At 67.0% G+C, this 25,157-nt stretch carries 28 protein-coding genes; 19 read left to right on the top strand and 9 right to left on the bottom strand.

All coding sequences use genetic code 11. From position 1 onward, the window contains the following. The first annotated feature begins 21 nt into the window (after window positions 1–21). From ilvN to Tchl_RS09780, 4 genes are all read left to right on the top strand, one after another. Window positions 22–513: an acetolactate synthase small subunit gene (gene ilvN / locus Tchl_RS09795; protein ID WP_075148233.1), complete on the top strand. Its 492-nt coding sequence runs from the start codon at window positions 22–24 to the stop codon at window positions 511–513. 44 nt (window positions 514–557) lie between these two features. Beyond that, on the top strand, window positions 558–1,574 hold the full coding sequence (gene ilvC, locus Tchl_RS09790) for a ketol-acid reductoisomerase (RefSeq protein WP_075148232.1): 1,017 nt from the start codon (window positions 558–560) through the stop codon (window positions 1,572–1,574). Window positions 1,575–1,761: 187 nt separating this feature from the next. Next, on the top strand, window positions 1,762–2,586 hold the full coding sequence (pssA, locus tag Tchl_RS09785; RefSeq protein WP_075149679.1) for a CDP-diacylglycerol--serine O-phosphatidyltransferase: 825 nt from the start codon (window positions 1,762–1,764) through the stop codon (window positions 2,584–2,586). Continuing rightward, entirely contained in the window at window positions 2,583–4,118 is a 1,536-nt protein-coding gene (locus Tchl_RS09780) for a 2-isopropylmalate synthase (RefSeq protein ID WP_075148231.1), read from the top strand. Before pssA ends, Tchl_RS09780 begins: the two co-directional genes overlap by 4 nt. A 130-nt stretch (window positions 4,119–4,248) precedes the next feature. Here Tchl_RS09780 and Tchl_RS09775 read toward each other — a convergent pair whose 3' ends face one another. Both Tchl_RS09775 and wrbA read right to left on the bottom strand, forming a co-directional pair. Beyond that, complete coding sequence (locus tag Tchl_RS09775) at window positions 4,249–4,602, bottom strand: DUF2069 domain-containing protein (RefSeq protein ID WP_075148230.1); 354 nt, start codon at window positions 4,600–4,602, stop codon at window positions 4,249–4,251. Further along, window positions 4,599–5,198, bottom strand: a complete 600-nt coding sequence (gene wrbA, locus Tchl_RS09770; RefSeq protein WP_075148229.1) for an NAD(P)H:quinone oxidoreductase — start codon at window positions 5,196–5,198, stop codon at window positions 4,599–4,601. The genes Tchl_RS09775 and wrbA overlap by 4 nt, the downstream gene beginning before the upstream one ends. A gap of 187 nt (window positions 5,199–5,385) precedes the next feature. On the opposite strand from wrbA, the gene rpsP reads away from it, so the two are divergent. From rpsP to rplS, 4 genes are all read left to right on the top strand, one after another. Next, window positions 5,386–5,637: a 30S ribosomal protein S16 gene (gene rpsP / locus Tchl_RS09765; protein WP_075148228.1), complete on the top strand. Its 252-nt coding sequence runs from the start codon at window positions 5,386–5,388 to the stop codon at window positions 5,635–5,637. Window positions 5,638–5,668: 31 nt separating this feature from the next. Continuing rightward, window positions 5,669–6,187 carry a ribosome maturation factor RimM gene (rimM, locus tag Tchl_RS09760; RefSeq protein ID WP_075148227.1) on the top strand — a complete coding sequence of 173 codons (519 nt, stop codon included), beginning with the start codon at window positions 5,669–5,671 and terminating at the stop codon, window positions 6,185–6,187. A gap of 85 nt (window positions 6,188–6,272) precedes the next feature. Then, a complete protein-coding gene (gene trmD, locus Tchl_RS09755; protein ID WP_268810512.1) occupies window positions 6,273–7,118 on the top strand; it encodes a tRNA (guanosine(37)-N1)-methyltransferase TrmD in 846 nt (281 codons plus the stop codon). Window positions 7,119–7,131: 13 nt separating this feature from the next. Then, entirely contained in the window at window positions 7,132–7,542 is a 411-nt protein-coding gene (rplS, locus tag Tchl_RS09750) for a 50S ribosomal protein L19 (RefSeq protein WP_075148226.1), read from the top strand. Between the two features lie 102 nt (window positions 7,543–7,644). Here the strand turns inward: rplS and lptG are convergent, their stop codons facing one another. Further along, entirely contained in the window at window positions 7,645–8,721 is a 1,077-nt protein-coding gene (lptG, locus tag Tchl_RS09745) for an LPS export ABC transporter permease LptG (protein WP_075148225.1), read from the bottom strand. Beyond that, window positions 8,718–9,800 carry an LPS export ABC transporter permease LptF gene (gene lptF, locus Tchl_RS09740; protein ID WP_075148224.1) on the bottom strand — a complete coding sequence of 361 codons (1,083 nt, stop codon included), beginning with the start codon at window positions 9,798–9,800 and terminating at the stop codon, window positions 8,718–8,720. Before lptF ends, lptG begins: the two co-directional genes overlap by 4 nt. Before the next feature lie 117 nt (window positions 9,801–9,917). Here lptF and Tchl_RS09735 point away from each other — a divergent pair, with 117 nt between their 5' ends. From Tchl_RS09735 to Tchl_RS09720, 4 genes are all read left to right on the top strand, one after another. Next, complete coding sequence (locus Tchl_RS09735) at window positions 9,918–11,423, top strand: leucyl aminopeptidase (protein ID WP_075148223.1); 1,506 nt, start codon at window positions 9,918–9,920, stop codon at window positions 11,421–11,423. Window positions 11,424–11,440: 17 nt separating this feature from the next. Further along, window positions 11,441–11,881: a DNA polymerase III subunit chi gene (locus tag Tchl_RS09730; protein WP_075148222.1), complete on the top strand. Its 441-nt coding sequence runs from the start codon at window positions 11,441–11,443 to the stop codon at window positions 11,879–11,881. Then, on the top strand, window positions 11,878–12,303 hold the full coding sequence (locus Tchl_RS09725) for a hypothetical protein (RefSeq protein WP_075148221.1): 426 nt from the start codon (window positions 11,878–11,880) through the stop codon (window positions 12,301–12,303). Before Tchl_RS09730 ends, Tchl_RS09725 begins: the two co-directional genes overlap by 4 nt. A 164-nt stretch (window positions 12,304–12,467) precedes the next feature. Continuing rightward, on the top strand, window positions 12,468–15,470 hold the full coding sequence (locus Tchl_RS09720) for a valine--tRNA ligase (protein WP_075148220.1): 3,003 nt from the start codon (window positions 12,468–12,470) through the stop codon (window positions 15,468–15,470). Window positions 15,471–15,598: 128 nt separating this feature from the next. Here the strand turns inward: Tchl_RS09720 and Tchl_RS09715 are convergent, their stop codons facing one another. Continuing rightward, window positions 15,599–15,829 (bottom strand): sulfurtransferase TusA family protein, encoded by a 231-nt coding sequence (locus Tchl_RS09715; RefSeq protein ID WP_075148219.1) that lies wholly within the window; start codon window positions 15,827–15,829, stop codon window positions 15,599–15,601. Window positions 15,830–15,907: 78 nt separating this feature from the next. Next, window positions 15,908–17,338: a M48 family metalloprotease gene (locus Tchl_RS09710; protein ID WP_075148218.1), complete on the bottom strand. Its 1,431-nt coding sequence runs from the start codon at window positions 17,336–17,338 to the stop codon at window positions 15,908–15,910. Between the two features lie 118 nt (window positions 17,339–17,456). Between Tchl_RS09710 and moaC the strand changes: the two genes are divergently transcribed. From moaC to Tchl_RS09670, 7 genes are all read left to right on the top strand, one after another. Further along, entirely contained in the window at window positions 17,457–17,945 is a 489-nt protein-coding gene (gene moaC, locus Tchl_RS09705; protein WP_075148217.1) for a cyclic pyranopterin monophosphate synthase MoaC, read from the top strand. Window positions 17,946–18,208: 263 nt separating this feature from the next. Next, window positions 18,209–19,075: a tyrosine-type recombinase/integrase gene (locus tag Tchl_RS09700; RefSeq protein ID WP_232311557.1), complete on the top strand. Its 867-nt coding sequence runs from the start codon at window positions 18,209–18,211 to the stop codon at window positions 19,073–19,075. Window positions 19,076–19,131: 56 nt separating this feature from the next. Next, window positions 19,132–19,614, top strand: coding sequence for a hypothetical protein (locus tag Tchl_RS09695; protein WP_075148215.1), 483 nt, complete (start codon window positions 19,132–19,134; stop codon window positions 19,612–19,614). A 150-nt stretch (window positions 19,615–19,764) separates the two neighbouring features. Further along, window positions 19,765–20,649 (top strand): hypothetical protein, encoded by an 885-nt coding sequence (locus Tchl_RS09690; protein WP_146060731.1) that lies wholly within the window; start codon window positions 19,765–19,767, stop codon window positions 20,647–20,649. Between the two features lie 68 nt (window positions 20,650–20,717). Beyond that, on the top strand, window positions 20,718–21,266 hold the full coding sequence (locus tag Tchl_RS09685) for a hypothetical protein (RefSeq protein ID WP_075148213.1): 549 nt from the start codon (window positions 20,718–20,720) through the stop codon (window positions 21,264–21,266). Next, window positions 21,263–21,508, top strand: a complete 246-nt coding sequence (locus Tchl_RS09680) for a helix-turn-helix domain-containing protein (protein WP_075148212.1) — start codon at window positions 21,263–21,265, stop codon at window positions 21,506–21,508. The genes Tchl_RS09685 and Tchl_RS09680 overlap by 4 nt, the downstream gene beginning before the upstream one ends. Continuing rightward, entirely contained in the window at window positions 21,498–22,784 is a 1,287-nt protein-coding gene (locus Tchl_RS09670) for a hypothetical protein (protein ID WP_103893754.1), read from the top strand. The genes Tchl_RS09680 and Tchl_RS09670 overlap by 11 nt, the downstream gene beginning before the upstream one ends. Window positions 22,785–22,808: 24 nt before the next feature. Here Tchl_RS09670 and tnpC read toward each other — a convergent pair whose 3' ends face one another. Genes tnpC through tnpA form a run of 3 tightly spaced genes read right to left on the bottom strand, consistent with a single transcriptional unit; the run spans window position 22,809 to window position 25,125 of the window. Beyond that, complete coding sequence (gene tnpC / locus Tchl_RS09665; RefSeq protein WP_075146702.1) at window positions 22,809–24,425, bottom strand: IS66 family transposase; 1,617 nt, start codon at window positions 24,423–24,425, stop codon at window positions 22,809–22,811. A 29-nt stretch (window positions 24,426–24,454) separates the two neighbouring features. Next, window positions 24,455–24,814: an IS66 family insertion sequence element accessory protein TnpB gene (tnpB, locus tag Tchl_RS09660; RefSeq protein ID WP_083945075.1), complete on the bottom strand. Its 360-nt coding sequence runs from the start codon at window positions 24,812–24,814 to the stop codon at window positions 24,455–24,457. Continuing rightward, window positions 24,814–25,125, bottom strand: coding sequence for an IS66 family insertion sequence element accessory protein TnpA (gene tnpA, locus Tchl_RS09655; protein ID WP_075146703.1), 312 nt, complete (start codon window positions 25,123–25,125; stop codon window positions 24,814–24,816). Before tnpA ends, tnpB begins: the two co-directional genes overlap by 1 nt. Window positions 25,126–25,157: the final 32 nt, after the last annotated feature.

Raw genomic sequence — 25,157 nt, 5'->3', positions numbered from 1 at the left:
CATCCGGGACCGAATACCATCATGCGTCACGTCATTTCCCTCCTGATCGAAAACGAATCCGGCGCGCTGTCGCGCGTCTCCGGGCTGTTCTCCGCGCGCGGCTACAACATCGAGTCGCTCACCGTGGCCCCGACCGAAGACTTCTCGATGTCGCGGATGACCATCGTCACCAGCGGCTCGGACGACATCATCGAGCAGATCACCAAGCAGCTGAACAAGCTCGTCGAGATCGTCAAGGTCGTCGACATCTCCGAAGCCGCCCACATCGAACGCGAACTGATGCTGGTCAAGATCCGCGCCACCGGCAAGGACCGCGAAGAAGTGAAGCGCACCGCCGACATCTTCCGCGCCCGCATCGTCGACGTTACCGATGCCTCCTACGTCGTCGAGCTGACCGGTAACCAGGGCAAGCTCGATGCTTTCCTCGGCGCCATCGACCCGGCCCTGATCCTCGAAACCGTGCGCTCCGGCGTCTGCGGCATCGGCCGCGGCGACCGCGTGCTCAAGGTCTGAAACCGCTGCTCCCCACCCCGAACCGCAAAGCAAAAAGGAAAGACATGAAGGTTTACTACGACAAGGACGCCGACCTCTCCCTGATCAAGGGCAAGAAGGTCACCATCGTCGGCTACGGCTCGCAGGGCCACGCCCACGCCCAGAACCTGTCCGACTCCGGCGTCAAGGTCACCGTCGCCCTGCGCAAGGGCGGTGCGTCCTGGGACAAGGCCAAGAATGCCGGCCTGAAGGTCGAGGAAATCGCCAAGGCGGTGAAGACCGCCGACGTCGTCATGATCCTGCTGCCGGACGAGAACATCCCGCAGGTGTACAAGGACGAAGTCGAACCCAACATCAAGAAGGGCGCGGTGCTGGCCTTCGCCCACGGCTTCAACGTCCATTACAACCAGGTCGTGCCGCGCGACGACCTCGACGTCATCATGGTCGCGCCCAAGGGCCCCGGTCACACCGTGCGCTCCGAGTACCTGCGCGGGGGCGGCGTACCCAGCCTGATCGCGGTCTACCAGGACAAGTCGGGCAAGGCCAAGGACATCGCGCTCTCCTACGCCGCAGCCAACGGCGGCACCAAGGGCGGCGTCATCGAGACCAACTTCAAGGAAGAGACCGAGACCGACCTCTTCGGCGAGCAGGCCGTGCTCTGCGGCGGCGCCGTGGAACTCGTGAAGATGGGCTTCGAGACCCTCACCGAAGCCGGCTACGCGCCCGAAATGGCCTACTTCGAGTGCCTGCACGAGCTCAAGCTGATCGTCGACCTGATGTACGAAGGCGGCATCGCCAACATGAACTACTCGATCTCGAACAATGCCGAGTACGGCGAGTACGTGACCGGGCCGGAAGTCATCAACGCCCAGTCGCGCGAAGCGATGCGCAACGCCCTGAAGCGCATCCAGAGCGGCGAGTACGCCAAGATGTTCATCCAGGAAGGCAAGACCAACTACCCGAGCATGACCGCACGCCGTCGCCTCAACGCCGAGCACCCGATCGAACAGGTCGGCGGCCAGCTGCGCGAGATGATGCCGTGGATCAAGGCCAAGGCCCTGGTGGACAAGTCGAAGAACTGATCTTCCGCCCGCCTCACCCCGCGCGACAGGCCGGTGCCGCCCACTGCGGCACCGGCCTTTTTGCTGGGCGCGCCCCGTTCACCCGCAGCAATGCACGAATGCCCGGGCGATCGGGGCTAAAATTGATCTTCCGGAATCCAAGGAAGCGACACCGAACGTGACCCACCCCGACCGTCACCCGCTGCCGATGCTCGACAAGCGCCGCCGCGGCATCTACATCCTGCCCAACCTATTCACCACGGCTGCGCTCTTCGCCGGGTTCTACGCCATCGTTCAGGCGATGAACAACCGCTTCGAGGCCGCCGCGGTGGCGATCTTCATCGCCATGGTGCTCGACGGCCTCGACGGGCGCATCGCCCGCCTCACCCACACCCAGAGCGAATTCGGCGCCGAATACGACTCGCTCTCCGACATGGTGTCGTTCGGTGCCGCGCCCGCGCTGGTGATGTACGAGTGGGCGCTGCAGGGCCTGGGCAAGCTCGGCTGGATCGCCGCCTTCATCTACTGCGCCGGCGCCGCGCTGCGCCTGGCACGCTTCAACACCAACATCGACATCGTCGACCGGCGCTACTTCCAGGGCCTGCCCAGCCCGGCCGCCGCCGCGCTGATCGCCGGCATGGTCTGGGTCGGCCTGGACAACGGCTTCAGTGGCGACGAGCTGCGTTGGTACGCCTGCGCGCTGACGATCTTCGCCGGCATCTCGATGGTCAGCAACGTGCTGTTCTGGAGCGGCAAGGACATCAATCTGCGCAGGAGCGTGCCCTTCATCGTGCTGATTGCCCTGGTGCTGGCGTTCGCGCTGGTCTCCAGCTACCCGCCGGGCGTGCTGTTCGGGCTGTTCCTGATCTACGCCGGTTCGGGCTACGTGCTGTGGGCGCTGCGCTGGCGCAAGCGCCGCCTCCACCGCCAAGAAGCCGCGGCCTTCACCGACAGCCCGCTTCCCCCCCAGAACAACGAAGCGTCCGCCGAACCCGACGCGGGCGCAGCATCCGACCCCGGGAGCAAGCCATGAAAGACCCGCTGATCATTTTCGACACCACCCTGCGCGACGGCGAACAAAGCCCGGGCGCATCGATGACGCGCGAAGAGAAGCTGCGCATCGCCCGCCAGCTCGAGCGCATGCGCGTCGACGTCATCGAGGCCGGCTTCGCCGCCGCTTCCAACGGCGACTTCGAAGCCGTGCGCACCATCGCCGAGGCGGTCAAGGACTCCACCGTGTGCTCGCTCGCGCGCGCCAACGAGAACGACATCCGGCGCTCGGGCGAGGCGATCCGCCCCGCCGTCCGCGGCCGCATCCACACCTTCATCGCCACCAGCCCGATCCACATGGAAAAGAAGCTGCGCATGACGCCCGACCAGGTCGTCGAGCAGGCGGTGAAGGCGATCGGCTGGGCGCGCGAATACACCGACGACGTCGAGTTCTCGGCCGAGGACGCCGGCCGCTCCGAAATCGATTTCCTCGTACGCATCTTCGAGGCGGTGATCCGGGCCGGGGCGAAGACGATCAACGTTCCCGACACCGTCGGCTACAACGTCCCCGAGCAGTATGCGGCGACCATCCGCACCCTGATCGAGCGCGTTTCCAATGCCGACCAGGTGGTGTGGTCGGTGCACTGCCACAACGATCTCGGCCTCGCCGTGGCCAACTCGCTCGCCGCGGTGCGCGCCGGCGCGCGCCAGGTCGAGTGCACAATCAACGGCCTCGGCGAGCGCGCGGGCAACGCCTCGCTCGAGGAAATCGTGATGGCGGTGCGCACCCGCGCCGACGTCTTCCCGGTCGAGACCCGCATCGACACCACCCAGATCGTGCCGGCCTCCAAGCTGGTGTCGCAGATCACCGGCTACCCGGTACAGCCGAACAAGGCCATCGTCGGCGCCAACGCCTTCGCCCACGAGTCCGGCATCCACCAGGACGGCGTGCTCAAGCACCGCGAGACCTACGAGATCATGCGCGCCGAGGACGTCGGCTGGGGCGCCAACAAGCTCGTCCTCGGCAAACACTCCGGGCGCAACGCGTTCCGCGCGCGGCTGCAGGAACTGGGCATCGACATCGGCAGCGAAGAGCACCTCAACCATGCCTTCGCCCGCTTCAAGGAACTCGCCGACAAGAAGCTCGAGATCTTCGACGAGGACCTCCACGCCCTGATCAGCGACGAGGAAGTCACGCCCGAAACCGAGCGCTACCGGCTGGTGTCGAGCCGCTTCCATTCCGAAACCGGCGAGAAGCCGCGTGCCGAGATCACCCTGGCGATCGACGGCGTCGAGCACCGCACCCAGGCCGAAGGCTCGGGCCCGGTCGATGCCGCGTTCAAGGCCATCGAGGCGGTCGCCGCCAGCGGCAGCGAACTGCTGCTCTACTCGGTCAATGCGATCACCACCGGTACCGACGCCCAAGGCGAAGTCACCGTGCGCCTGTCGCGCAACAGCCGCGTGATGGACGGCCAGGGCGCCGACACCGACATCATCGTCGCCTCGGCCAAGGCCTACCTGAACGCGCTCAACAAGCTACACACCGGCATGGAACGGCTCAACCCTCAGGTCTGAGCCGCGCCGGCTGCGGCAGATCCGGGCGCAACGCAAGGCGGCCGTATCACAACGATCACCGCCTCATCGCAGGCGCCTCCGGGCATGAGTCCCGAGAGACCCGGCGCCAGCCGCAGGATGCGCCACGCACTCAGTCCCGCTTCAGGCGGGACGGCGCGGTGTTGCGTGCATGCAAGGTCGTGCTCGCGAACAGCATGGTCGCGAGCACGACCTCGAAGGCGGCGAGCGCGCCCGTCAGCCCCGGGTCGCCGACCCGCAACACCCCTTCGGTGAGATACAGCAGGGCCAGCATCGACGTCCATTGCGAGGTGTAGCGCCGGCCGCGGAGGATGCCGAACACCGCCGCCAGCAGGGGCAGCGCCTTCAGGATCAGCCACGACCCCCCCGGGCGCAGCGGCGCCAGCCAGCCCTCCCACAGCACGCATAGCGCGATCAGTGCGAGCAGGCTTGCGCTCGAGACTGCGGCCAGCAGCCGTGGGCTCATCGCCGCCTCGCCAGACGCAGCGCCGCGTCTGCCAGGCGCCGGCCCTGCGCCCGCGCAAGCAGCAGTTCCTCGGCGCTGAGCACGGGCTGACCATCGCGGCCGGCGACATGGGTCGCACCGTAAGGCGTGCCTCCGCTGCGCGTCGCATCGAGCGCATTTTCGCTGTACGGGATGCCGAGCAACAGCATGCCGTGGTGCAACAAGGGCAGCATCATGCTCAGCAAAGTGCTTTCCTGGCCGCCGTGCATGCTGCCGCTGGAGGTGAACACGCACGCCGGCTTGCCTTCGAGCACGCCATTGACCCAGGCCCCGGCCAGACCATCGACAAAGTACTTCAGCGGCGCCGCCATGTTGCCGAACCGGGTCGGACTTCCGAGTGCCAGGCCGATGCACTCTTCCAGGTCCCGCAGTTCGACGTAGGGCGGCCCATCGGCAGGGATGTCGTCCTCCGTCGCCTCGCACACGGCCGAGACCTTCGGCACCGTGCGCACGCGCGCCGCCGCCCCCGGTACTTCGTGGATGCCGGCGGCGATCTGCTCGGCCAGCGCCCGCACCGAGCCGCGGCGGCTGTAGTAAAGGACGAGGATTTCCTGCATGGACGGAGTTCCCGGGGAAAAGCGCAATCGGTCGGGTTCCGATTATAGCGTTCGCCCTCCCGGACCATGGGGGCGAAGACCGCTCCTGCACCTCACCACGCCCCCGCCGGCACAAACTCGCCTTGCCCTAACCGGGGCCTTCCCTTATAATCCGCCGTTTTTCGCACTCACCGATCAGGAAAATCACATGGTCGTCATTCGCCTTGCCCGTGGTGGCGCCAAGAAGCGCCCGTTCTTCAACATCGTTGCCGCCGATTCCCGCAATCGCCGCGACGGCCGCTTCATCGAGCGCGTCGGCTATTACAACCCGATCGCCTCCGGTGCCGAAAAAAGCCTGGTAGTCAACACCGAGCGCCTCGCCTACTGGGAACAGAACGGCGCTCAGCTGTCGCCGACCGTCGCCCGCCTGGTCAAGCAAGCCGCCAAGGCTGCTGCCTGATCGGCGCCTGCCTGCTTCGGCGGAACAGCGCATGATCGTACTGGGGCGCATCGTCGCCCCTTTTGGTGTTCAGGGCTGGGTGAAGATCCATCCTTTCGGCGACGACCCGCTGGCGTGGCGCACGATGCCGCACTGGTGGCTGTGCGCCGACGACCACGCCCCGGAAGAGCAGTGGAAGCGGTTCACCCTCAAAGCCTGCCGCATCCATGGCAAGGGGCTGGTTGCCAGCTTTGCAGAAATTGCCGATCGCAACGCAGCCGAAGGCCTCGACGGCGCCTACATCGCTGCGCCGCGGGAGGCCCTGCCCCAACCCGCCGAAAACGAATACTACTGGGGCGATCTCGTCGGCCTAGCGGTCGAAAACGAAGCGGGCGAAGCGCTTGGCACGGTCAGCGGGCTGCTGTCGACCGGTGCCCACGACGTATTGCAGGTTCAGGACGGCGCGGACAAGGACGCCATCGAACGGCTGATTCCCTTCGTCGCCGCCTATGTTCTGGACGTAGACCTCGCCGCCCGGCGTATCCGGGTGAGCTGGGAAAAGGACTGGTAAGCCACCGGTGAAGCCGCAGGCGGCCTGCCAGGACGAAGACGGAGGAAGCAAGCACCCGGTTGCCGGAGGAGCGCGTCGTTACGACGTGATCACCCTGTTCCCGGAAATGTTCGCCGCCCTCACCGGCAGCGGCATCACCCGGCGGGCGAAGGAACGCGGGCTCTACGAACTGGAGTTCCACAACCCGCGCGACTTCACTCACGATCCGCACCGCACGGTGGATGACCGCCCGTACGGCGGCGGGCCGGGGATGGTGATGCTGGCCGAGCCGCTGATGCAGTCGATTGCGGCCGCGCGCAGCGCGCAGCACGCAGCGACCGGGCGCTGCGGCAAGGTCATCTACCTGTCGCCGCAGGGCCGCCGACTGGACCAGGCGGCGGTGCTGGAGCTGGCCGCGGAGCCCGCCCTGGTGCTGCTGTGCGGGCGCTACGAGGGTATCGACCAGCGCCTGATCGAGCGCGCAGTGGATGAGGAAGTGTCGCTCGGCGACTTCGTCCTGTCGGGCGGCGAACTACCGGCGATGGTGCTGCTCGACGCGATCGTGCGCCAGCTGCCCGGGGCGCTGAACACCGCCGACTCGGCGCAGGAAGACTCCTTCGCCGACGGCCTGCTCGATTGTCCGCACTACACGCGGCCGGAGTTGTACGACAATGAACGGGTGCCCGAAGTGCTGCTGTCGGGCAACCACGCGGCGATCCGCCGCTGGCGGCTGAAGCAGTCCCTCGGCCGCACCTGGCTGCGCCGGCCGGACCTGCTGGCGGCGCGGCAGCTGAGCAAGACCGAATTGAAACTGCTTGAGGAATTCAGGCAGGAGCAAGCCGGGGCCGAAGGCGGCGGTAGCGCCCGAACGCCCGATTACAAACGGCACGCACCAGGTGGCGACCTGCTCTGCGGCCAGGCCGATGCGAACGACAAAGGCCGACAACATTGATGGAGCATTCGCAATGAACCTGATTCAGCAACTCGAACAGGAAGAAATCGCCCGCCTCACCCAGGGCAAGACCCTCCCCGCGTTCGCCCCGGGCGACACGGTGATCGTCCAGGTCAAGGTGAAGGAAGGCAACCGCGAACGTCTGCAGGCCTACGAAGGCGTGGTCATCGCCAAGCGCAACCGCGGCCTCAACTCGTCCTTCATCGTCCGCAAGATCTCTTCGGGCGAAGGCGTGGAACGGACTTTCCAGACCTACTCGCCGCTGGTGGCCGGGATCGAAGTCAAGCGCCGCGGTGATGTCCGTCGCGCCAAGCTGTACTACCTGCGCCAGCGCTCGGGCAAGTCCGCACGCATCAAGGAAAAGCTCGACTACAAGGCCGCCGCCGCCAAGAAGGCCGCTGCGCAGCAACAGCAGCAGGGCTGAGCGCCGTTCCGGCGCCCCGCTTGACGCTGAAACGGGCCTGCGGGCCCGTTTTTTTTGCCCTGTTTTTTTCGCCCCGTTCATTTCGCCGGGATACGCCCGCCTTCAGCGCCGCTCAACGTAGCGCAGCAAGGCGGCGGCGGCGGCAAGGAAGATCAGACTCGGCGTCAGTGCCGCGAGGACCGGGGGCCAGGCGTTGATCATGCCGAGGTTGGAAAACAGGCCGTTGAGCAGGTGAAACCCCACCCCCAGCATCACGCCCATGAAGATACGCGCACTCGCACCGCCCATGCGGTCGTGGGTGAAGCCGAACGGCAGGGCGAGCGCGATCATCACCAGCACCGCGAACGGATAGATCAGCTTTTTCCACAGCGCGATCTCGAAGCGGTCGGCGTTCTGGTTGTTGTCGCGCAGGTGGCGGATGTAGGTCCACAACTTGGCGAAAGGCATGTGCTCGGGCGACACCATCAGCACCCCCAGCACCTCCGGCGTCAGCTCCGAGCGCCAGCCGATCTCGGCCAGATGCTCGACTTCGGTATGCGTTCCGCGGAAATTCGTGCGCACCACGTCGAGCAGCTTCCACTCGCTCCCGCCGTCATGGACGCCGCGCTCGGCCTCGCTGATCGAGAGCAGCTGATAATCGTCGCTGAAGGCGTACACGCGGGCCGTGCGCATCGTGCGGTCGGGCATCAGGGTGCGCACGTTGATCACCAGCCGGCCGTCCTTGACCCACAACCCGGAGCGCAGCTGCTGCGAGACCGTGGCCTTGGTCGCGGTCAGCTTCCATTCCTGCGCGGCACTCTCGGCAGGCGGCGCGATGTATTCCCCGACGACGAAGGTCGCGGCGACGAGGACCAGCCCGATCAACCCGAGCGAGCGCGCCAGCGCGAGCGTGGACATGCCCGCGGCCCGCATCACGGTGATTTCGGAATGTCGCGCCAGCGTCGCCAGGGCGTACAGCGTACCGACCAGCACCGCCACCGGCAGCAGCTCATAGACTCGCGCCGGCAGCGTCAGCAGCACATACACGAATGCCTGGTAGAGGGAGTACCCGCCCTTGCCCACATCCTCGATCTCGTTGATGAAATCGAAGAACGCGAACAGTCCCAGGACAGCGAACAGCACCAACGCCGTCGCCGCCAGGATCTCGCGCGCGAGGTAACGCAGCAGCACCGCGCTCATACCCGCCTCCGCCAGAATGGCGACACCGCCAGCCGCTTGTGGAACATCAGCGCGAGCGCCCCGAGCACCGCCAGGTGCGGCAGCAGCAGGCCGGCGACGAAACCCACCTTGCCCTGTGACACCCAGGACTGGAAGACCGAAATCGCATTGCTGTAGAGCAGATACACCAGCACCGCCACCAGCAGGTTGCTCGCCCGTCCCGCACGCGGATTGACGAACGACAGCGGAATCGCCATCAGCCCCAGCAGCAGCGCCGTGATCGGTGCGCCGACACGCCCGAGCAATTCGCCCAGGCTGCGCGCGTCCGCCTGCGCCATCAGCACCGCAGTCGGCTGGGCGCGGGCACGCGAAGGCGGGCTGGCCGCCGCCTTCTGCTCGATCTGGACTTCGTAGCGCTCGAACTCCATCACCCGGTACTGCGGCGTGCCCGCACGGCCGTCGTAACGGCGCCCCTTTTCCAGCACCACGAAACGCCGCCCTTCGTCGTCGCTGCGCAGGTAGCCTGCGGCCGAGGCGATGACCACGAGCTGGCCATCGGCGGTGTCCTCGCTGACGAAGACGTTGCCCACCCGCCCGTCTTCGCCGGCACCGAGTTCGACGAAGAACACGCGCTGCGCCCCCGCCGACTCGCGGAACACCCCAGGCGCCACCCGCTGGGTGTCGTCGCGACTGTCGAGCAGCTCACGGTACTCGGCGCTCTTTTGCTGCGACCACGGCGCCAGGAACAACGAACCGGCGCCGACCACGACCACCAACGGCAGGGTAAACAGCAGCACCGGCGCGATCCACGCCGTCAGCGGCACGCCGGAGGCGAACCACACCACCATTTCCGAGTCCCGGTAGCTGCGCGACAGCGACATCAGGATCGCGATGAACAGGGTCAGCGTCAGCACCGTGGGCAGCTGCGCGAGCGCACCGAAACCGATCAGCGCGAGCACCGCATCGGCCGGCACGCGCCCCCCCGCCGCCTGGCCGAGGAGGCGGATCAGCACCGAGGAGATCAGGATCGCGAACAGCGCCACGAACACCGCAGCAGCCGTCTGGGCGAATTCCCGTTGCAGGGCGCGCCGGAAGATCATCGCGCGAATCGAAAAGCCTGGAGAAGAAGTCGGAGGGAAGGGTTTTTGACGCCCTCGTCGCGAACGGGCCATAATCTTCGGCACTTCGGACGATGGCTTGATGCAAGGAAAAAGCTGATGGAATTTACCATAAAGACCGCCGACCCGGCGAAGCTCAAGGCCGCCACCCTGGTGCTGGGCGCCTTTGCCGACGGCCGCCTGCCGGCGCCGAGCGCGATCGTCGACGCCGCCAGCGAAGGCCGCATCACCCGCCTGCTCAAGCACGGCGACCTCGAAGGCAAGGCCGGCGCCACCCTGCTCCTGCACGAGTTGCCCGGCATCCACGCCGAACGCGTGCTGCTGGTCGGCCTGGGGAAGGCCGAAGAGTTCACCGACAAAGCCTACCGCGACGCCCTCGCCGCCGCCGCCAAGGCCCTCGCCGGCAGCCCGGGCCGGGATGCCGTCGTCGCCCTGGCCGACGTCGAGCTCGACGGCCGCGCCCTCCCCTGGCGGCTGCAGCAGGCCGCCCGCATCCTCGCCGACGGCGCCTACCGCTTCGACGCGCTGAAGTCGGACAAGGACAAGAAAGGCGGGAAGGCGCGCGGCGCGAAGAAGCTGTGCCTGCTCGTTGGCGACAAGGTCAGCGCCGAACTCGACCGTGCCGTACAGCAAGGGCATGCGGTAGCCGCCGGCATGGCGCTGGCGAAGGATCTGGGCAACCTGCCCGGCAACCTCTGCACCCCCACCCACCTCGCCGACACCGCCGCGGCGCTCGGCAAGCAGTACAAGTTCGGCGTCGAAGTGCTCGAGCGCGCCGACATGGAAAAGCTCGGCATGGGCGCGCTGCTGTCGGTGGCGCACGGCTCGCACCAGCCACCCAAGTTCATCGTCATGGAATACAAGGGCGCCAGGGCGAAGGCGAAGCCGATTGTGCTGGTCGGCAAGGGCATCACCTTCGACACCGGCGGCATCTCGCTCAAGCCCGCCGCCGAGATGGACGAGATGAAGTTCGACATGTGCGGCGCGGCGAGCGTGCTCGGCACCTTCAAGGCAGTGGCACAGATGGGGCTGCCGATCAACCTCGTCGGCCTCGTGCCGGCCACCGAGAACATGCCCGGCGGCGGCGCCACCAAGCCCGGCGACGTGGTCACCGCGATGTCGGGGCAGACCATCGAGGTGCTCAACACCGACGCCGAGGGCCGCCTGATCCTGTGCGACGCACTGACCTACGCCGAGCGCTTCAAGCCCGACTGCGTGATCGACATCGCCACCCTGACCGGCGCCTGCGTCGTCGCCCTGGGCAAGATCCCCAGCGGCCTGCTCGCCAACGACGACGAACTCGCCGCCGAGTTGCTGCGCCGCGGCACCGAATCCGGCGACCGCGCCTGGCAGCTGCCGCTGTGGGACGAATACCAGGAGCTGCTCAAGAGCAACTTCGCCGACATGGGCAACATCGGCGGGCGCTACGCCGGCACCATCACCGCCGCCTGCTTCCTGTCGCGCTTCACCAAGGCCTACAAGTGGGCGCACCTGGACATTGCCGGTACCGCCTGGGTGTCGGGCGAGGCCAAGGGCGCCACCGGGCGACCGGTACCGCTGCTGGCCGAGTTCCTGATCGGCCGCAGCCGGGCGAAGGCCGTCTGAGCGCCGCTCGGGCCGTCATGCCGCCGCGCGTCCGTTTCTATCACAACGCCCCCGACCGCCTCGTCCTCGCGCTCGAGCTGGTCGGACGTGCCTACGCCAGCGGGCGCAAGGTCGCGGTGCGCCTGGTCGACGCCGAAGAGCTGCGCCGTTTCGATCAGGCGCTGTGGACGTCCGAACCGCTCGCCTTCGTCCCCCATGTCGCCCTCGCCTCCGCGCTCGCGGGCGAAACGCCGGTAGTGCTGGCGGCGGCGGGCGAGGACGCGGGCTGGCCGCACGCCGACCTGCTGTTCAATCTCGCCGACGATCTTCCACCCGGCCACGAGCGCTTCCGCACCGTGGTCGAAATCGTCGGCCAGGGCGAAGCGCATGCCCTGCCGGCGCGTGCGCGGTGGACCGAGTACCGCCGCCGCGGACTCGAACTGAAGGCCTTCGACGCCGCATCACGGACCGCCTTATGACGAACGGACTGCCTTTGCGACCCCACGACGCCGATGCGGGCGATGACCCCCTGCTGCTCGGTGCCCTCCAGCCTCCGTCCCTGTCCCTGTCCCTCGCGGGGGACGATCTCCCGCTCCTGACCGACGCGCTCGAAGCGGCCGAACTCGATCGCCTCGGCATCCCCCGGCGCCCCGGTGCACCGCCGCCGCCGCCCGACACGGCAAGCGGCGCGCCCGTACCCGACGCCGCCGCCGCGCTCGCCGACGAGCTCGCCCGCAGCGTCGACGCCTGGCTCGAGCGCGAACTGCCGCAGATCGTCGCCGCCGAGCTGGACACCCTCGCCGCCCGCATCCGTGCCGAAACCCACGCCCGGATGCGCACCACCCTGCTGCCCGCGCTGTCTGCCCGGCTCGCACGCCGGGCCGGCGGCGACACCGGCTGAAGGCGACCGCGCCCTTCCCTCTCCGGCCGTCCCCGGCCAACGACTGCAGCTCATCGCAGCCACGTTTCCAGCGGCGGCGCAGTGCCGGGCACGCCGCGCCGGGCACGGCGCGGCCATCCGCTATAATCCGCGCTTTGCCTTCACGCGCAGACGCTAAAAACACCATGGAACTGGCCAAGAGCTTCGAACCGGCGGACATCGAACGTCGCTGGTACCCGGAATGGGAATCCCGCGCGTACTTCGACGCCGGCCTCGACACGTCGAACCCCGACGCCTTCTGCATCCTGCTGCCGCCGCCCAACGTCACCGGCACGCTGCACATGGGGCACGGCTTCAACCAGACGATCATGGACGCGCTCACCCGCTACCACCGCATGCGCGGCCACAACACGCTGTGGCAGCCGGGCACCGACCACGCCGGCATCGCCACCCAGATCGTCGTCGAACGCCAGCTCGACGCCCAGGGCATCAGCCGCCACGACCTCGGGCGGGAGAAGTTTCTGGAAAAGGTGTGGGAGTGGAAGGAATACTCCGGCGGCACCATCACCCGCCAGATGCGCCGCCTGGGCACCAGCCCGGACTGGAAGCGCGAGCGCTTCACGATGGACGAGGGCCTGTCGAAGACGGTCACCGAGACCTTCGTCCGCCTCTACAACGAAGGCCTCATCTACCGCGGCAAGCGCCTGGTGAACTGGGACCCGAAGCTCGGCACCGCGGTGTCCGACCTCGAAGTGGTGTCCGAGGAAGAGGACGGCAAGCTCTACCACATCCTCTACCCCTTCTCCGACGGCCCGATCGGCGAGCTGCGCGGCCTGACGGTAGCCACCACCCGCCCCGAGACCCTGCTCGGCGACGTCGCGGTGATGGTGCATCCCGAAGACGAACGCTACGCCCACCTGATCGGCAACACCGTCGAGCTGCCGCTCACCGGCCGCCACATCCCGATCATCGCCGACGACTACGTCGACCGCGAGTTCGGCACCGGCTGCGTCAAGGTCACCCCGGCGCACGACTTCAACGACTACGCGGTGGGCCAGCGCCACCGCCTCGACATGATCGTGGTGCTGACCCTCGACGGCCGCGTGCCGCCCGTGGCCGAGCGCTACACCACCGACGGCCGGGCGCTCGAAGGCGTGGCGATGCCCGCGACCATCGCCGGCCTGGACCGCGTGCCGGCGCGCGACAAGGTGGTCGCCGAGCTCGAGGCGCTCGGCCTGATGGTCGGGATCAAGGCCCACAAGCTGCAGGTGCCGCGCGGCGACCGCACCAACGTCGTCATCGAACCGATGCTCACCGACCAGTGGTTCGTCGCCATGTCCAGGCCGGCTCAGGGGCCGAACTCAGACGGCAAGTCGATCACCCAGAAGGCGCTCGAGGTGGTCGCTTCGGGCGAGATCCGCTTCTACCCCGAGAACTGGGTCAACACCTACAACCAGTGGCTCAACAACATCCAGGACTGGTGCATCTCGCGCCAGCTGTGGTGGGGCCACCGCATCCCGGCGTGGTACGACGAGGAAGGCAAGATCTACGTCGCCAGCTGCGAGGAAGAGGCGATCCGTGCCTGGAAGGCCGGGCTCGAAGCCGAGATCGGCACGCTACAGGCCGAAGTCGCCGCGCGCCAGAGCCAGGGCCAGACCGCTGTCGATTATCCCGAACTCGCCGAGCGCCTGTCGCTGCTGCACGCCCGCTACGAGGAAGGCCGCCTGCGCCAGGAAGAAGACGTCCTCGACACCTGGTACTCCTCCGCGCTATGGCCGTTCTCGACGCTGGACTGGACCGCCGAGTGGCCGGGCAAGAGCAACGACGCACTCGACCTCTACCTGCCTTCCACCGTGCTCGTCACCGGCTTCGACATCATCTTCTTCTGGGTCGCGCGGATGGTGATGATGACCAAACACATCACCGGCAGGATCCCGTTCAAGCATGTGTACGTGCACGGCCTGATCCGCGATGCCGAAGGGCAGAAGATGAGCAAGTCGAAAGGCAACGTGCTCGACCCGATCGACCTCATCGACGGCATCGCACTCGACGAGCTGGTCAAGAAACGCACCTTCGGCCTGATGAACCCCAAGCAGGCGCAGAGCATCGAGAAGAAGACGCGCAAGGAATTCCCCGAGGGCATCCCCGCCTTCGGCACCGACGCCCTGCGTTTCACCTTCGCCAGCCTCGCCAGCCCGGGGCGCGACATCAAGTTCGACCTCGCGCGCTGCGAGGGCTACCGCAACTTCTGCAACAAGCTGTGGAACGCCACCCGCTTCGTGCTGATGAACTGCGAAGGCCAGGACTGCGGCCTGGGCGCGGACGCGCCGGCGGCGTGCTCGGCGGAGACGCTCGACTTTTCCTTCGCTGATCGCTGGATCGCTTCCCGCCTGCAGCGCACCGAGATGGAGGTCGCCACCCAGTTCGCCGCCTACCGCTTCGACCTCGTCGCCCGCGCCGTCTACGAGTTCGTCTGGGACGAGTACTGCGACTGGTATCTGGAACTGGCCAAGGTGCAAATCCAGGGCGGCACCCCGGCGCAGCAGCGCGCCACCCGCCGCACCCTGCTGCGCGTGCTCGAGGCCGTGCTGCGCCTGGCCCACCCGCTGATTCCCTTCATCACCGAGGAGCTGTGGCAGACCGTGGCGCCGCTCGCCGCGCGCAAGGACGGCGCCAGCATCATGCTGGCGCGCTACCCGCAGGCCGACCTGAAGCGCATCGACGAAGCCGCCGAAGCGAAAGTGGCCGAACTGAAGGCGATGATCTACGCCTGCCGCAACCTGCGCGGCGAGATGAACATCTCTCCCGCCCAGCGCCTGCCGCTGCTCGCCGCCGGCGACGCCGACACGCTGAAAGCCTATGCGCCCTACCTCGCCGGCCTGGCCAAGCTCGCCGAAGTGCACATCGTCGACGAGATCGGCAGCGAAGAAATCGCCCCGGTCGCGGTGGCCGGCGAGACCCGCCTGATGCTGAAGGTGGAGATCGACGTCGCCGCCGAGCGCGAGCGCCTGGGGAAGGAAATCGCCCGCCTCGAGGGCGAGGCCGCCAAAGCCGAAGCCAAGCTCGCCAACGCCAGCTTCGTCGACCGCGCCCCGGCGGCGGTGGTGGCGCAGGAGCGCGAGCGCCTGGCCGGCTTCAGGGCGACGCTGGACAAGCTACGCCCCCAGCTGGCGAAGCTCGGCGGCTGAAAGCGGAAGGGAAGAAACAGGCCGGCCAGAGTTCCGGCCGGTCGGCGCCGGGAGCGTCCGAGCCGGACCCGGGCCGCGGCGCCCTCGGCAAAGCGCCCCCTCCCGGACGGTGGTGCCTTATTTGCGCCTTACTTGCGCTTGAGGAAGAACTCGAACGCAGCGTCCTCGGTCTCGCCCTGCCCGACCAGCTCGTTGCCGGTCTGCCGGGCAAAGGCCTGGAAATCCTTCACCGAACCGGGATCGGTCGCCACCACGCGCAGGATCTGCCCGGCCTTGAGCTCGGCCAGCGCCTTCTTTGCACGCAGGATCGGCAACGGACAGTTCAGGCCGCGGGCGTCCACATCCTTGTCGAAATTCATCCTTGGTCCTTGCTCGGCACAGTCTTCGAGGGCGGAATTCTAATGGATGCCGACCGCGACCGAAAGCCGCGCGCCGGCTCAGTGCAGGCGCTCGCGGCGCTCCTCGCGCAGGCGCTGCTGCAGTTCGCGCAGGCGCGCATCGACCGCCGACTGCGCGTAAAAATCGCCGTCGCCGGCGCGGCGGGCGATCTCGAGCTGCTCGATCGCCGCCGGCAGGCTGCCTTGCAGCAGATACAGCTCGGCCTGCGCCCGATGCTGCGCGGTGCGCTGACCCAGCGCCGCATTGGCACGCGACAGCAAGCGCCACAGCCGCGCATCGTCGCTGCGGCGGGCCACCGTTTGACGCAGTTCGCGCTCGGCCTGCGCCGGCTCGCCCCCCACGATACGCGCTTCGGCGAGCGCATAGATCAGGCTGCGGCTATCGGGAAAGCGCTCGCGCGCGGCCTCCAACCCGCGGATCGCGGCGGCGCCCTCCCCACGCGCGAGGCGGATTTCGCCCGCGAGCGTTTCCAGCCAGGGCGAGGGCTCAGCGAGGGTGCGCGCCGCCTCCAGGCGCTGCGCCGCCTCTTCCGCCCGCCCCGCGCGCAACAGCGCGCGCGCCAGTCCGTAGGTGAGCGCGGGGTCCTGCGCATGGCGCGCGACCTGGTCTTCGAGTTCGCGCACCGCATCCGTGGCGGAGCCGTTGCCGGCGCGCAGCTTGGCGCGCGCGTAGGCGAAGCCGGGCGAGTCGGGCACCTGCCGGTAACGCATCGAGGCGACGCGGTTCTCCATGTCGGCGATGCGCTCGGTGGTGAGCGGGTGGGTACGCAGATAGGCCGGCGCGTTGTTCTCGTACACCCGGATCGCCCGCTGCAGGCGCTCGAAAAAGCCCGGCATGCCACGCACGTCGAAACCGGCGGCCTCCAGCGTTTCCAGACCGACGCGGTCGGCTTCGCGCTCGAAGGCGCGGGTGTAGCCGAGCTGGGACTGGATCGCCCCGGCCTGGCCGGCGGCGATCGCCGCCTCGCTGACCTGGGAGTTGCTGCGCGCGGCGAGCACCGCCACCAGCAGCGAAGCCACCATCAGCATCGCCGACTGGCTCTGCTTGCCGACGATCTGGGCGATGTGGCGCTGGGTGACGTGGGCGATCTCGTGGCCAAGCACCGAGGCCAGCTCCGATTCGCTCTGCGCCGCCAGCAGCAGGCCGGTATGGATGCCGATGTAACCCCCGGGCAGGGCGAAGGCGTTGAGCGTGGCGTCACGCACGACGAAGAAGTCGACACCCTGCGCCGGACTGCCGCTGGCCGCCGCCAGGCGGTGGCCGAGCCGACCGACATACTCCTCGATCTCGGGATCGTCCAGATAGGCCGCGTCCCGCCGGATCTCGCGGATGATCTGCTCGCCGATGCTGCGCTCGGCAGCGGGCGACAGCTCGGAGGCAGCAACGTCGCCAAGATCGGGCAGATCGAGGGCGTGGACGGGGAAGGCCAGCACGAGGCTGAGCAGCAGGGCAAGAGGTCGGCGCATCATGGAGTGCTATGATACCCGCCCGCCTGCGCACGTTCCCATGCGCCTGTATCCATCTGTAGCCGGCCGCCGCACCGGCACCGGATGCAACCCACGCCCACGCTCTTCACCCCAGCCCAACATGACCGCAAGCACTCCGAACCCGCTGACCCATTTCGATGCCGACGGCCAGGCCCACATGGTCGACGTCGGCGCCAAGGCCGAGACCCGCCGCGTCGCCGTCGCCAGCGGCCGCATCCTGATGCGCCCCGACACCTTCGCGATGATCGAGTCCGGCACGGCGAAGAAAGGCGACGTCATCGGCATCGCCCGCATCGCCGCGATCCAGGCCTCCAAGCGCACCAGCGAACTGATCCCGCTATGCCATCCGATCCCGCTCACCCGGGTCGCGGTCGAGTTCGCCCTCGACGAAGCCGAATCCGCCGTGCGCTGCACCGTCACTGCCGAGACCGTCGGCCGCACCGGGGTGGAAATGGAAGCGCTCACCGCGGTCAACGTCGGCCTGCTCACGATCTACGACATGTGCAAGGCGGTGGACCGCGGCATGCGCATGGACGGCATCCAGTTGCTGGAAAAACTGGGGGGCAAGTCCGGGCACTGGAAAGCATAGGCCTAACCCATTGAGTTTAAACAGGGTCGGGTTCTCGCTTCTAGACTTTGCCCACGAAGGGGCTAGAACCCCTTCACGGCTCTGATAGGCCCAAGTGTTGGTTCTGTCCATCGTATGTCCAACTGGGGGCTACGATGGCATCAATTCGGCGGCGTGGGGATCGGTGGCAGTGCCGTGTAACACGGCACGGTTTCCCGCCAGAAACCAAGTCCTTCGCAACGAAGGCGGAAGCGGAAACATGGGCGCGGTCCATCGAAGTGGCGATGGACCGCGGCACGCATCAGAACCGTGCATCAGTCGAGCGGACAAGCCTGGCCGACATCCTGGCGAGATATGCCGAAGAGGTAAGCCCCGGCAAGAAGGGGGCTAAGGACGAAGCCATCCGGCTAAACGCCCTTCGCGCCAACAAGCTGGGGAAATACGCACTAGCGAACCTCAGTGCTGCCGCAGTGGCGAAGTTCCGCGACGAACGCTTGCGGGCTGTATCGGCGGCAACCGTGCTGCGGGATCTGGCGCTGCTCTCGTCGGTTCTGAACCACGCACGCCGGGAGTGGGGCTTTCCGGTTGAAAACGCCGTCCAGTCGATCCGCAAGCCGCGGCAGCCTCAAGGGCGCGAGCGCGTGCTATCCGATGACGAGGAAGCGCGGCTGTTGACCGCATCGGCCCCTGTCGGACGCCGTAGTCCCTGGCTGCAACCGATCATCATCCTTGCACTGGAAACCGCCATGCGGCGCGGCGAACTGCTTGCGCTGCGGTGGGAGCATGTCAGTCTCGACAAGCGCACGGCCCTACTACCCGACACCAAGAACGGCACACGGCGCCTTGTGCCGCTGTCGCCACGTGCAATCGACACCTTGCGCCATCTGCCGCGATCAATTGACGGAAGCGTGTTTCCGATCTCTGCGCCAGCCCTGCATTTGCGGTTCAAGCTTGCGTGCAAGCGGGCAGGAATCGACGAGCTGCGACTCCACGACCTGCGACATACCGCCACAACGCGATTGTCTGAGAAGCTGCCCAACTTGGCCGAACTGTCAGCCGTGACCGGGCACAAGTCCCTTCAAATGCTCAAGCGGTATTACCACCCGAACGCCGAAAGGCTGGCCGACCGTCTGGCCGCTGCTGTCGCCTGAACCCCGTTTTCTTTCAGCCGGGCACCGGCCCGGCTCTTTTCTGGAGATTATGCAAAATGAAAAACTTTGACGCCCTCGTTTCCGCCCTGGACCTGAACGCGAACGGCCGCACGTTCGACGACGAAACAGCCGCGCGCCTGGAAGCCTGGCGGCCTGCCGTGGCCGGTTCCTGGCTGGCCGGATCGCAGGCGAACCCGCTGGCTGCGATGCAGGCGTGGGTAATCGATGAGGGGCGCGGCGAGTCCTTGGACGATGACGAGTTCGAGCGCATCACCGGGCTGGACTCGCGTTTCGCTTGTCATGGGGTAAGTCTGGCCGGACTGGACGCTGACGAGGTGTTGCAAGCGGTCGGCCGGCTGGCGCTGTGCGTGCTCGCGGCCTGGCGCAACCAGATCCGCGAGGACGTGCTCGATCAGGCCGGATTGCAGACTGAGCACGAGGACGCGGCATCGGCTGCTGACGTGTTCGTGCTCGTGGCCGGGCTGGCGCGCTCGGGTGAAGCTACCGGGGTGCGGCCGGTGGCACGCATGGCCGCTTGATGGCTGTTACTGCGTAACTTGTTCTTGCGCTGAGCTATAAAGAACGCTTATGCTCAACGTGCCGGGCTAGCTCGACGGAGCGAAAAGGGTGCGCCCCCGCCCTGCCCGGCACACCACACCTTCCGTGGGGGCGCCGATGACGAGGGCATCATGGCAAATCTTCCTTTGCGGCCTGCGCAGGCCGGCACCGATTCCGACACCACAAAAAAAGCGGGAGCTACCGACCGTCAAGCGGTGGCGCGCGAGATCCTGGCGGCACAACCCGACCGGCAAGCGATGCTTGATGCTGCACAGGCAAGTGCGGCTCGGCATTCAGGCGGTGCGGCGCCTGAAGGCGCCATCCTTGTTGATCCAGCACCGTTTCGCCGGATGGCCGAAGCCATCGAGGCCGAAGCGCGACACCGCGCGAACGCGCAAGTGTTGGCCGATGCCGTGAGGTCTGGCGCGGCGGCTGCGCCTCCGGGCGATCAAGCGGACCCTGTGACCGAGCCGACGCCAGCACGCAAGCGCTATGGCACGGCTCCACGGTACGCGACGCAGGACGCGGCGTGGGAGAAGCGCCTGAACCTGGTGCAGACCCTGCGGGGCGGCTTCGAGGCCCTGAGCGGCGGCCCCTACGCCGCCGACCTCGGATGGCGCGACGACAAGCAGACGGTCGCGCTCACGGAATGCAGCGCGCAAATGCTTGTCGATGCCCTGCTGCTCGCGGCAACCGTTGGTGACGACTTCGAGGGGGCCGAAGAACTTCAAACCGCAGACGGCCCGGTCAAGGTCGATCCATCGCTTCTGCCCATGCACCGAGCACGGGACGAATGGGCCGCGCACCTGAAGAACAGCCACGACGAGGCGATCACATTTGCGGATAAGAAAACCGGCGCCCGTGCCGACAAGGTGGCCGCGCTCGAAACCGTCCTGCGCGCTGGCCTGGAGGCGCGTGCAAGGCGCACGATTGAGGGGGTGGCGCGGCTATCTCAAGGCGGATCTGAGGCGGCGTTACCTATGACAAAATCATCGGCCCGACGATCCATCGGGTGATCGGATGATCGGTTTTCATGACGGCTTTACGATCAACGGCGAACCCTCCCAAAGAAGGAACTGCCGTCATGAAAACAAAAGTAAACCCCTGGAAACCCGCAACGAGCGACGCACAGCTTGCCGACTGGCTGGGCGCGCTGGCCTGCATCTTGGACGACGACAGCGAACGGGTCCTGAACATCCTGCGGCACGGCAAGGGGCACCCGAATTATCACGGAGTCCTGCTCGACCTGGGCCACCTCGATGAGACCCTGCGCAGGTTGCAGCTGCCGCGCGACGAGAGCGGCGCAGTGCTTCACCCCGACGCGGCGCCTGAAGGTGTGCAGCCTGTGCCGATGCGTGCGCTCTCCGATAGCGGGCGCCTGGCCCTTGCGGCTCTAGGCTCGATCGGGGTTCAAGCCGAGCCTGCCGTCTTCGATGCCGTGGCGAAGCTGACCGACCACAAGCGGTTCATGGTCGAACCGACGCGCGAACTTTGGCTGCTCGTGGATCTGACTGAGCATTGGTTGCTGCGCGCGGAGCGGCAAGGGGTTGATGTCTCCGCGGCGCTTGCGGCCGATCACCTGGCCGGGCTGGCGCAAGCGATCCTCGAACTCGCCGAGCGGGGTTCGAAATGAGGCCCGCCGAATCGAAGGCGTTGCAGCGTCAACGCATCATGACCGCCATGGCCTGCGAAGGACCGATCGCCACTTCGGAGGCGCGCGAGCGCCTTGGAATCATGCACCCCGCCGGCCGCGTGGCCGAACTTCGACGCATGGGCTACGCCATCAAAACGGTCTGGCGCTACGTCGCTGACGCCGAAGGCGTGCTTCACCGGCAAGGTGTGTATGCGTTGGAAGGTGCCCATCATGAGAATTGATCCGCACCTAGAACTGACGGCCGAAACCTATGAGTGGGCGGCCGGGGAATCGACGTGGCAGTCCGTAAGCCGTGAAGAACTGGCCGAACTTCTGGAAGGCGAAGCGCCCCCGGCTTTCCGCACGATCCTTGGAAAAACCGGGGATCTATATAGCGGACCCTTCTATGCGGACTTCGACGGCGACCTTGACGAGGTGTGTCACAAGGTCCGAGAGTTCCTCGACAAGTTGGAAGCGGCTGATGTGGATCTGGAATCCGTGCGCATCTTCGCAACGGGTGGCCGTGGGTTCCATGTCGAGGTGCCTGCGGCTGTGTTCGGCGGCTGCGACCATATCGAGTTGCCGAAAATCTATAAGGCGATGGCCCTGGGTCTGTACGTCGATACGCTGGACATGCGGGTCTATAGCTCGGGTCGTGGTCGCATGTGGCGAGTGCCCCACGTCCAGCGCTCGAACGGCTTGTTCAAGGTGCCGCTGACCGTGGCCGAAGCGCGGTCGATGACGCCCGAACGGTTCGAGGATCTGTGCAGCGCCCCCCGAGCGTGGCCCGAACTCCGTACCCCTGTGCTCGCTCCGAAGCTGGCGGCGATGTTCAGAGCCGCGCGGGACAAGGTGGAGGTCGATGCGAAGCGGCCGAAAACGTTTTCGGCGGCCGAAGCCGAGATCCGCAGGCGGTTCGAGGGTGCGGCCCCGCCATCGGTGCAGGCATTGTTGCAAGGCGAGTTCCTGCCCGATGCCGGATGGAACCAGATCGCCATCCAACTGGCCCTGCTCGCGCATATCCTGGGCTGGTCGGATGACCGCCTGATTCATGAGGCGCGCGGCCTGATCGAGCGCCACGAAAGCGACGGCCAGCGGTACAACTCGCCGAAGAAGCGCGAGCGCGAGCTTGTTCAGAAGTTCCACTACTGCGAGTCGAACCCGGACTACACGTTTTCGGTCGGCGGCCTGTGCTCGATCCTGCCGGCTGGCGTCAAGCCGGATCTTCAAGGGCTGGAGGCCGATCCTGACGACGAGGCGCCGGACTACGTGGAACTGCTCGACGCTGTGGAAGGACCGCGCGACGTGGTAACGATCGCGCGCCAGATCCAGCGCGATGAGTCGCTGAGCAAAACTGAGGCGGAGGCGCTCCTGAAACGCTGCGCCCGTGCTGCGGGCGTGGGCGTCAGGGCACTGAAGGCTGATCTGTATGATCCCGGAACCGGGCTTGTGATTTCCGTGTCGGCCGGTGATTTCAGCGGCAGCGTGGATTCCGCGATGCGCGCTCTAGCGCAGTAAGCGGTAACTGCCCGGCGTCCTTGCCTACTTCGAGATTTCGAAGAGATCGGATCGCAGCGGATTGGCCGCGAAGTGTTGCTTCCACAGCCTTGGGGTGAGCTGCGCCACGTTGGCGGCCGGATGCTGGCCGATGCGCTGGAGCACATCGACCAGGTACGTATAGGGGTCGATGTCGTGCAGGCGGCAGGTGGCGATCAGACTCTGCGCGATGCCCACGTACTTTGCCCCGACCTCGGTCCAGCAGAAGAGCCAGTTGCGACGGCCCATCGGCACCACGCGTAGCGCCCGCTCCAGATGGTTGGTGTCGATCGGCACCTCGGGATCGGAGAGGTACACCTCGAGGGCGGCCCGGCGCTCGCGCACGTACGCCATGGCGGTGGTGAGCGGTGAGCTGGGCAACAGGCCCTGGGATTCGAACTGGGCGTCGACCCAGGCGAAGAACTGCTGGAGCACGGGCTTGGCCTGCGCGAGCCGATGCGCGCGGCGTGCCTCACCGACGAGCCTGGCCTCGCGGATGTGCTTCTCCACCGCGTACAGTTTTCCGATCATCTCCAGCGCCTGGCCCGCACGCTCGGGCTCGAGCGCCTGCGCATCGAAGAACTTCCTCCTCGAGTGCGCCCAGCATTGCGCGTGCGTGAGCCCGCATTTTTCCGCGTAGCGTTCGTAGGCCGCATAGCCATCGGTAAGCAGCACCGCCCCCTCGGGCGGCGGGTCGGTGCCCAGGGTCTGCGCAATGTGCTTGCCACTGCGCCCCTCGTGATAGGCGAAGCAGATTTCGTCACGCTCGCCATAGACCGGCCAGAAGTAGCCGCCCTTCATCTTGCCCGGGCCGGCCCGGCCGGCCTTGATCGGGGTCTCGTCCATCGCCTTGATGCGGCTCGCGCGGATCGAGTCGAGTTGGGCCGTAAAGATGGGTTCGAGCAGCGACAGCGCCCCGTGAGTGAGCTGCGTGAGCCACGGGCGCGAAACCTTGATGCCGTTGTCCCCGAGCCGCTGGTGCTGGCGGTACAGCGGCTGGTGGTAGCAGAACTTGTCGGTGATGAGCCCGGCGACGAAGCTCACATCGGCGCGGCTGCCGCGAATCACCCCCTCGGGTGCCGCCGGGCAGGAAATCGCCTGGGTGTCGAGGCGCTTGATCACCGGACGCACATACTTGAGGATCACGTAGCTGCCCGGGCGCTGTGCCAGGCGGTGACTGACCTTCTCGCCGATCACCTCGAACTGGTCGGCGGTGAGCCCGTCGATTTCCGGGTTCGCCACGGCGATGGTCTCGACCGGCACGCGGGCTTCGTCGAAGAACAGCGCCGATGCGTCGCCCGCCGCGTAATCGGTGGTGCGGGCCCGGCGGGTGTGGGCGGCGATGTCCTTGGCAGGGGGCGGCGGCGAGGATTCGGGCACCGGCAACTCGCCCAGGTTCATCTGATGCGGGCTCGCATCGACGATGCGCTTCTCGCTCTTCGCCCCGAAGAGCTGGCGCCGGAACCACTCGATCTGATGCTTCATCGCCTGGAACTCGAGCTGCAGGGCATCGAGTTGGCGGGCGGCGGCCGCGTTCGCCTGGGCCAGTGCGACGATTTGCTCGGGCGCCCAGCGGGCGGCCTCGGCGGGCGTCGGAACGGTCAGCGAAACGGGCGTCGTCATGGCCGGAATTTTACCGTAAAACCCAGCATTCATGCGGGCTTGGCGGCCACTTCCGGGAGCTTGAAACGGCGCTTGAAGCGCGCCGGCTCGATGCCTTCGAGCAACAGCTTCAGCCCGGTCCAGTCCATCTGGCGAGTGAGCACCCGCGACCAGTCGGACACGAACCGTCCCTGCTCGAGGCGCTTGGCCCACACGCAAAAGCCGCTGCGATCCCAGTACAGCACCTTCATCTGCGTGCCGCGCCGGTTGATGAACACGAACAGCTCGCCCGACAGCGGATCGCACCCAAGTGCGTGGCGGGTGAGCGCGTACAGCCCATCGAAGGACTTGCGCATGTCAACCGGGCGGCCATAGACATGCACCCGCACCGCCCCTTCGGGGAAGAACATCAGCCGCGCACCAGATGCAGCACGACACCGCCACCCAGATCGAGCTTGAGCTCGAGCCGGCCTGCACCGCCGCCAACGTCGACCAGGCCCGCATCGACAAAGCCCGCACGAGCGCACGCATCGCCGCGATCGGCGACGCTCGACGCCTCACCGGCCAGCAGGCCGCGCCAGCGCTCGAAACTCGACTTGCTCAAGCCCTCGCTGTCGCAGAACTGCCGGATGCTCAGACCGCTTGCCGCAAAGCGATCGAACACCGCCCGCCATTCCTCGTGGCCGCGTCGCCGCCATTTGCTCCTCACCGTCGATGCCATCACTGCCAATCCCGTCGTCGTTGAACATGGCG

The organism is Thauera chlorobenzoica, assembly GCF_001922305.1.
Classification (GTDB): domain Bacteria; phylum Pseudomonadota; class Gammaproteobacteria; order Burkholderiales; family Rhodocyclaceae; genus Thauera; species Thauera chlorobenzoica.
The sequence above is the reverse complement of the archived record's forward strand: the minus strand, read 5'-3'. Positions and strand labels throughout refer to the sequence as shown.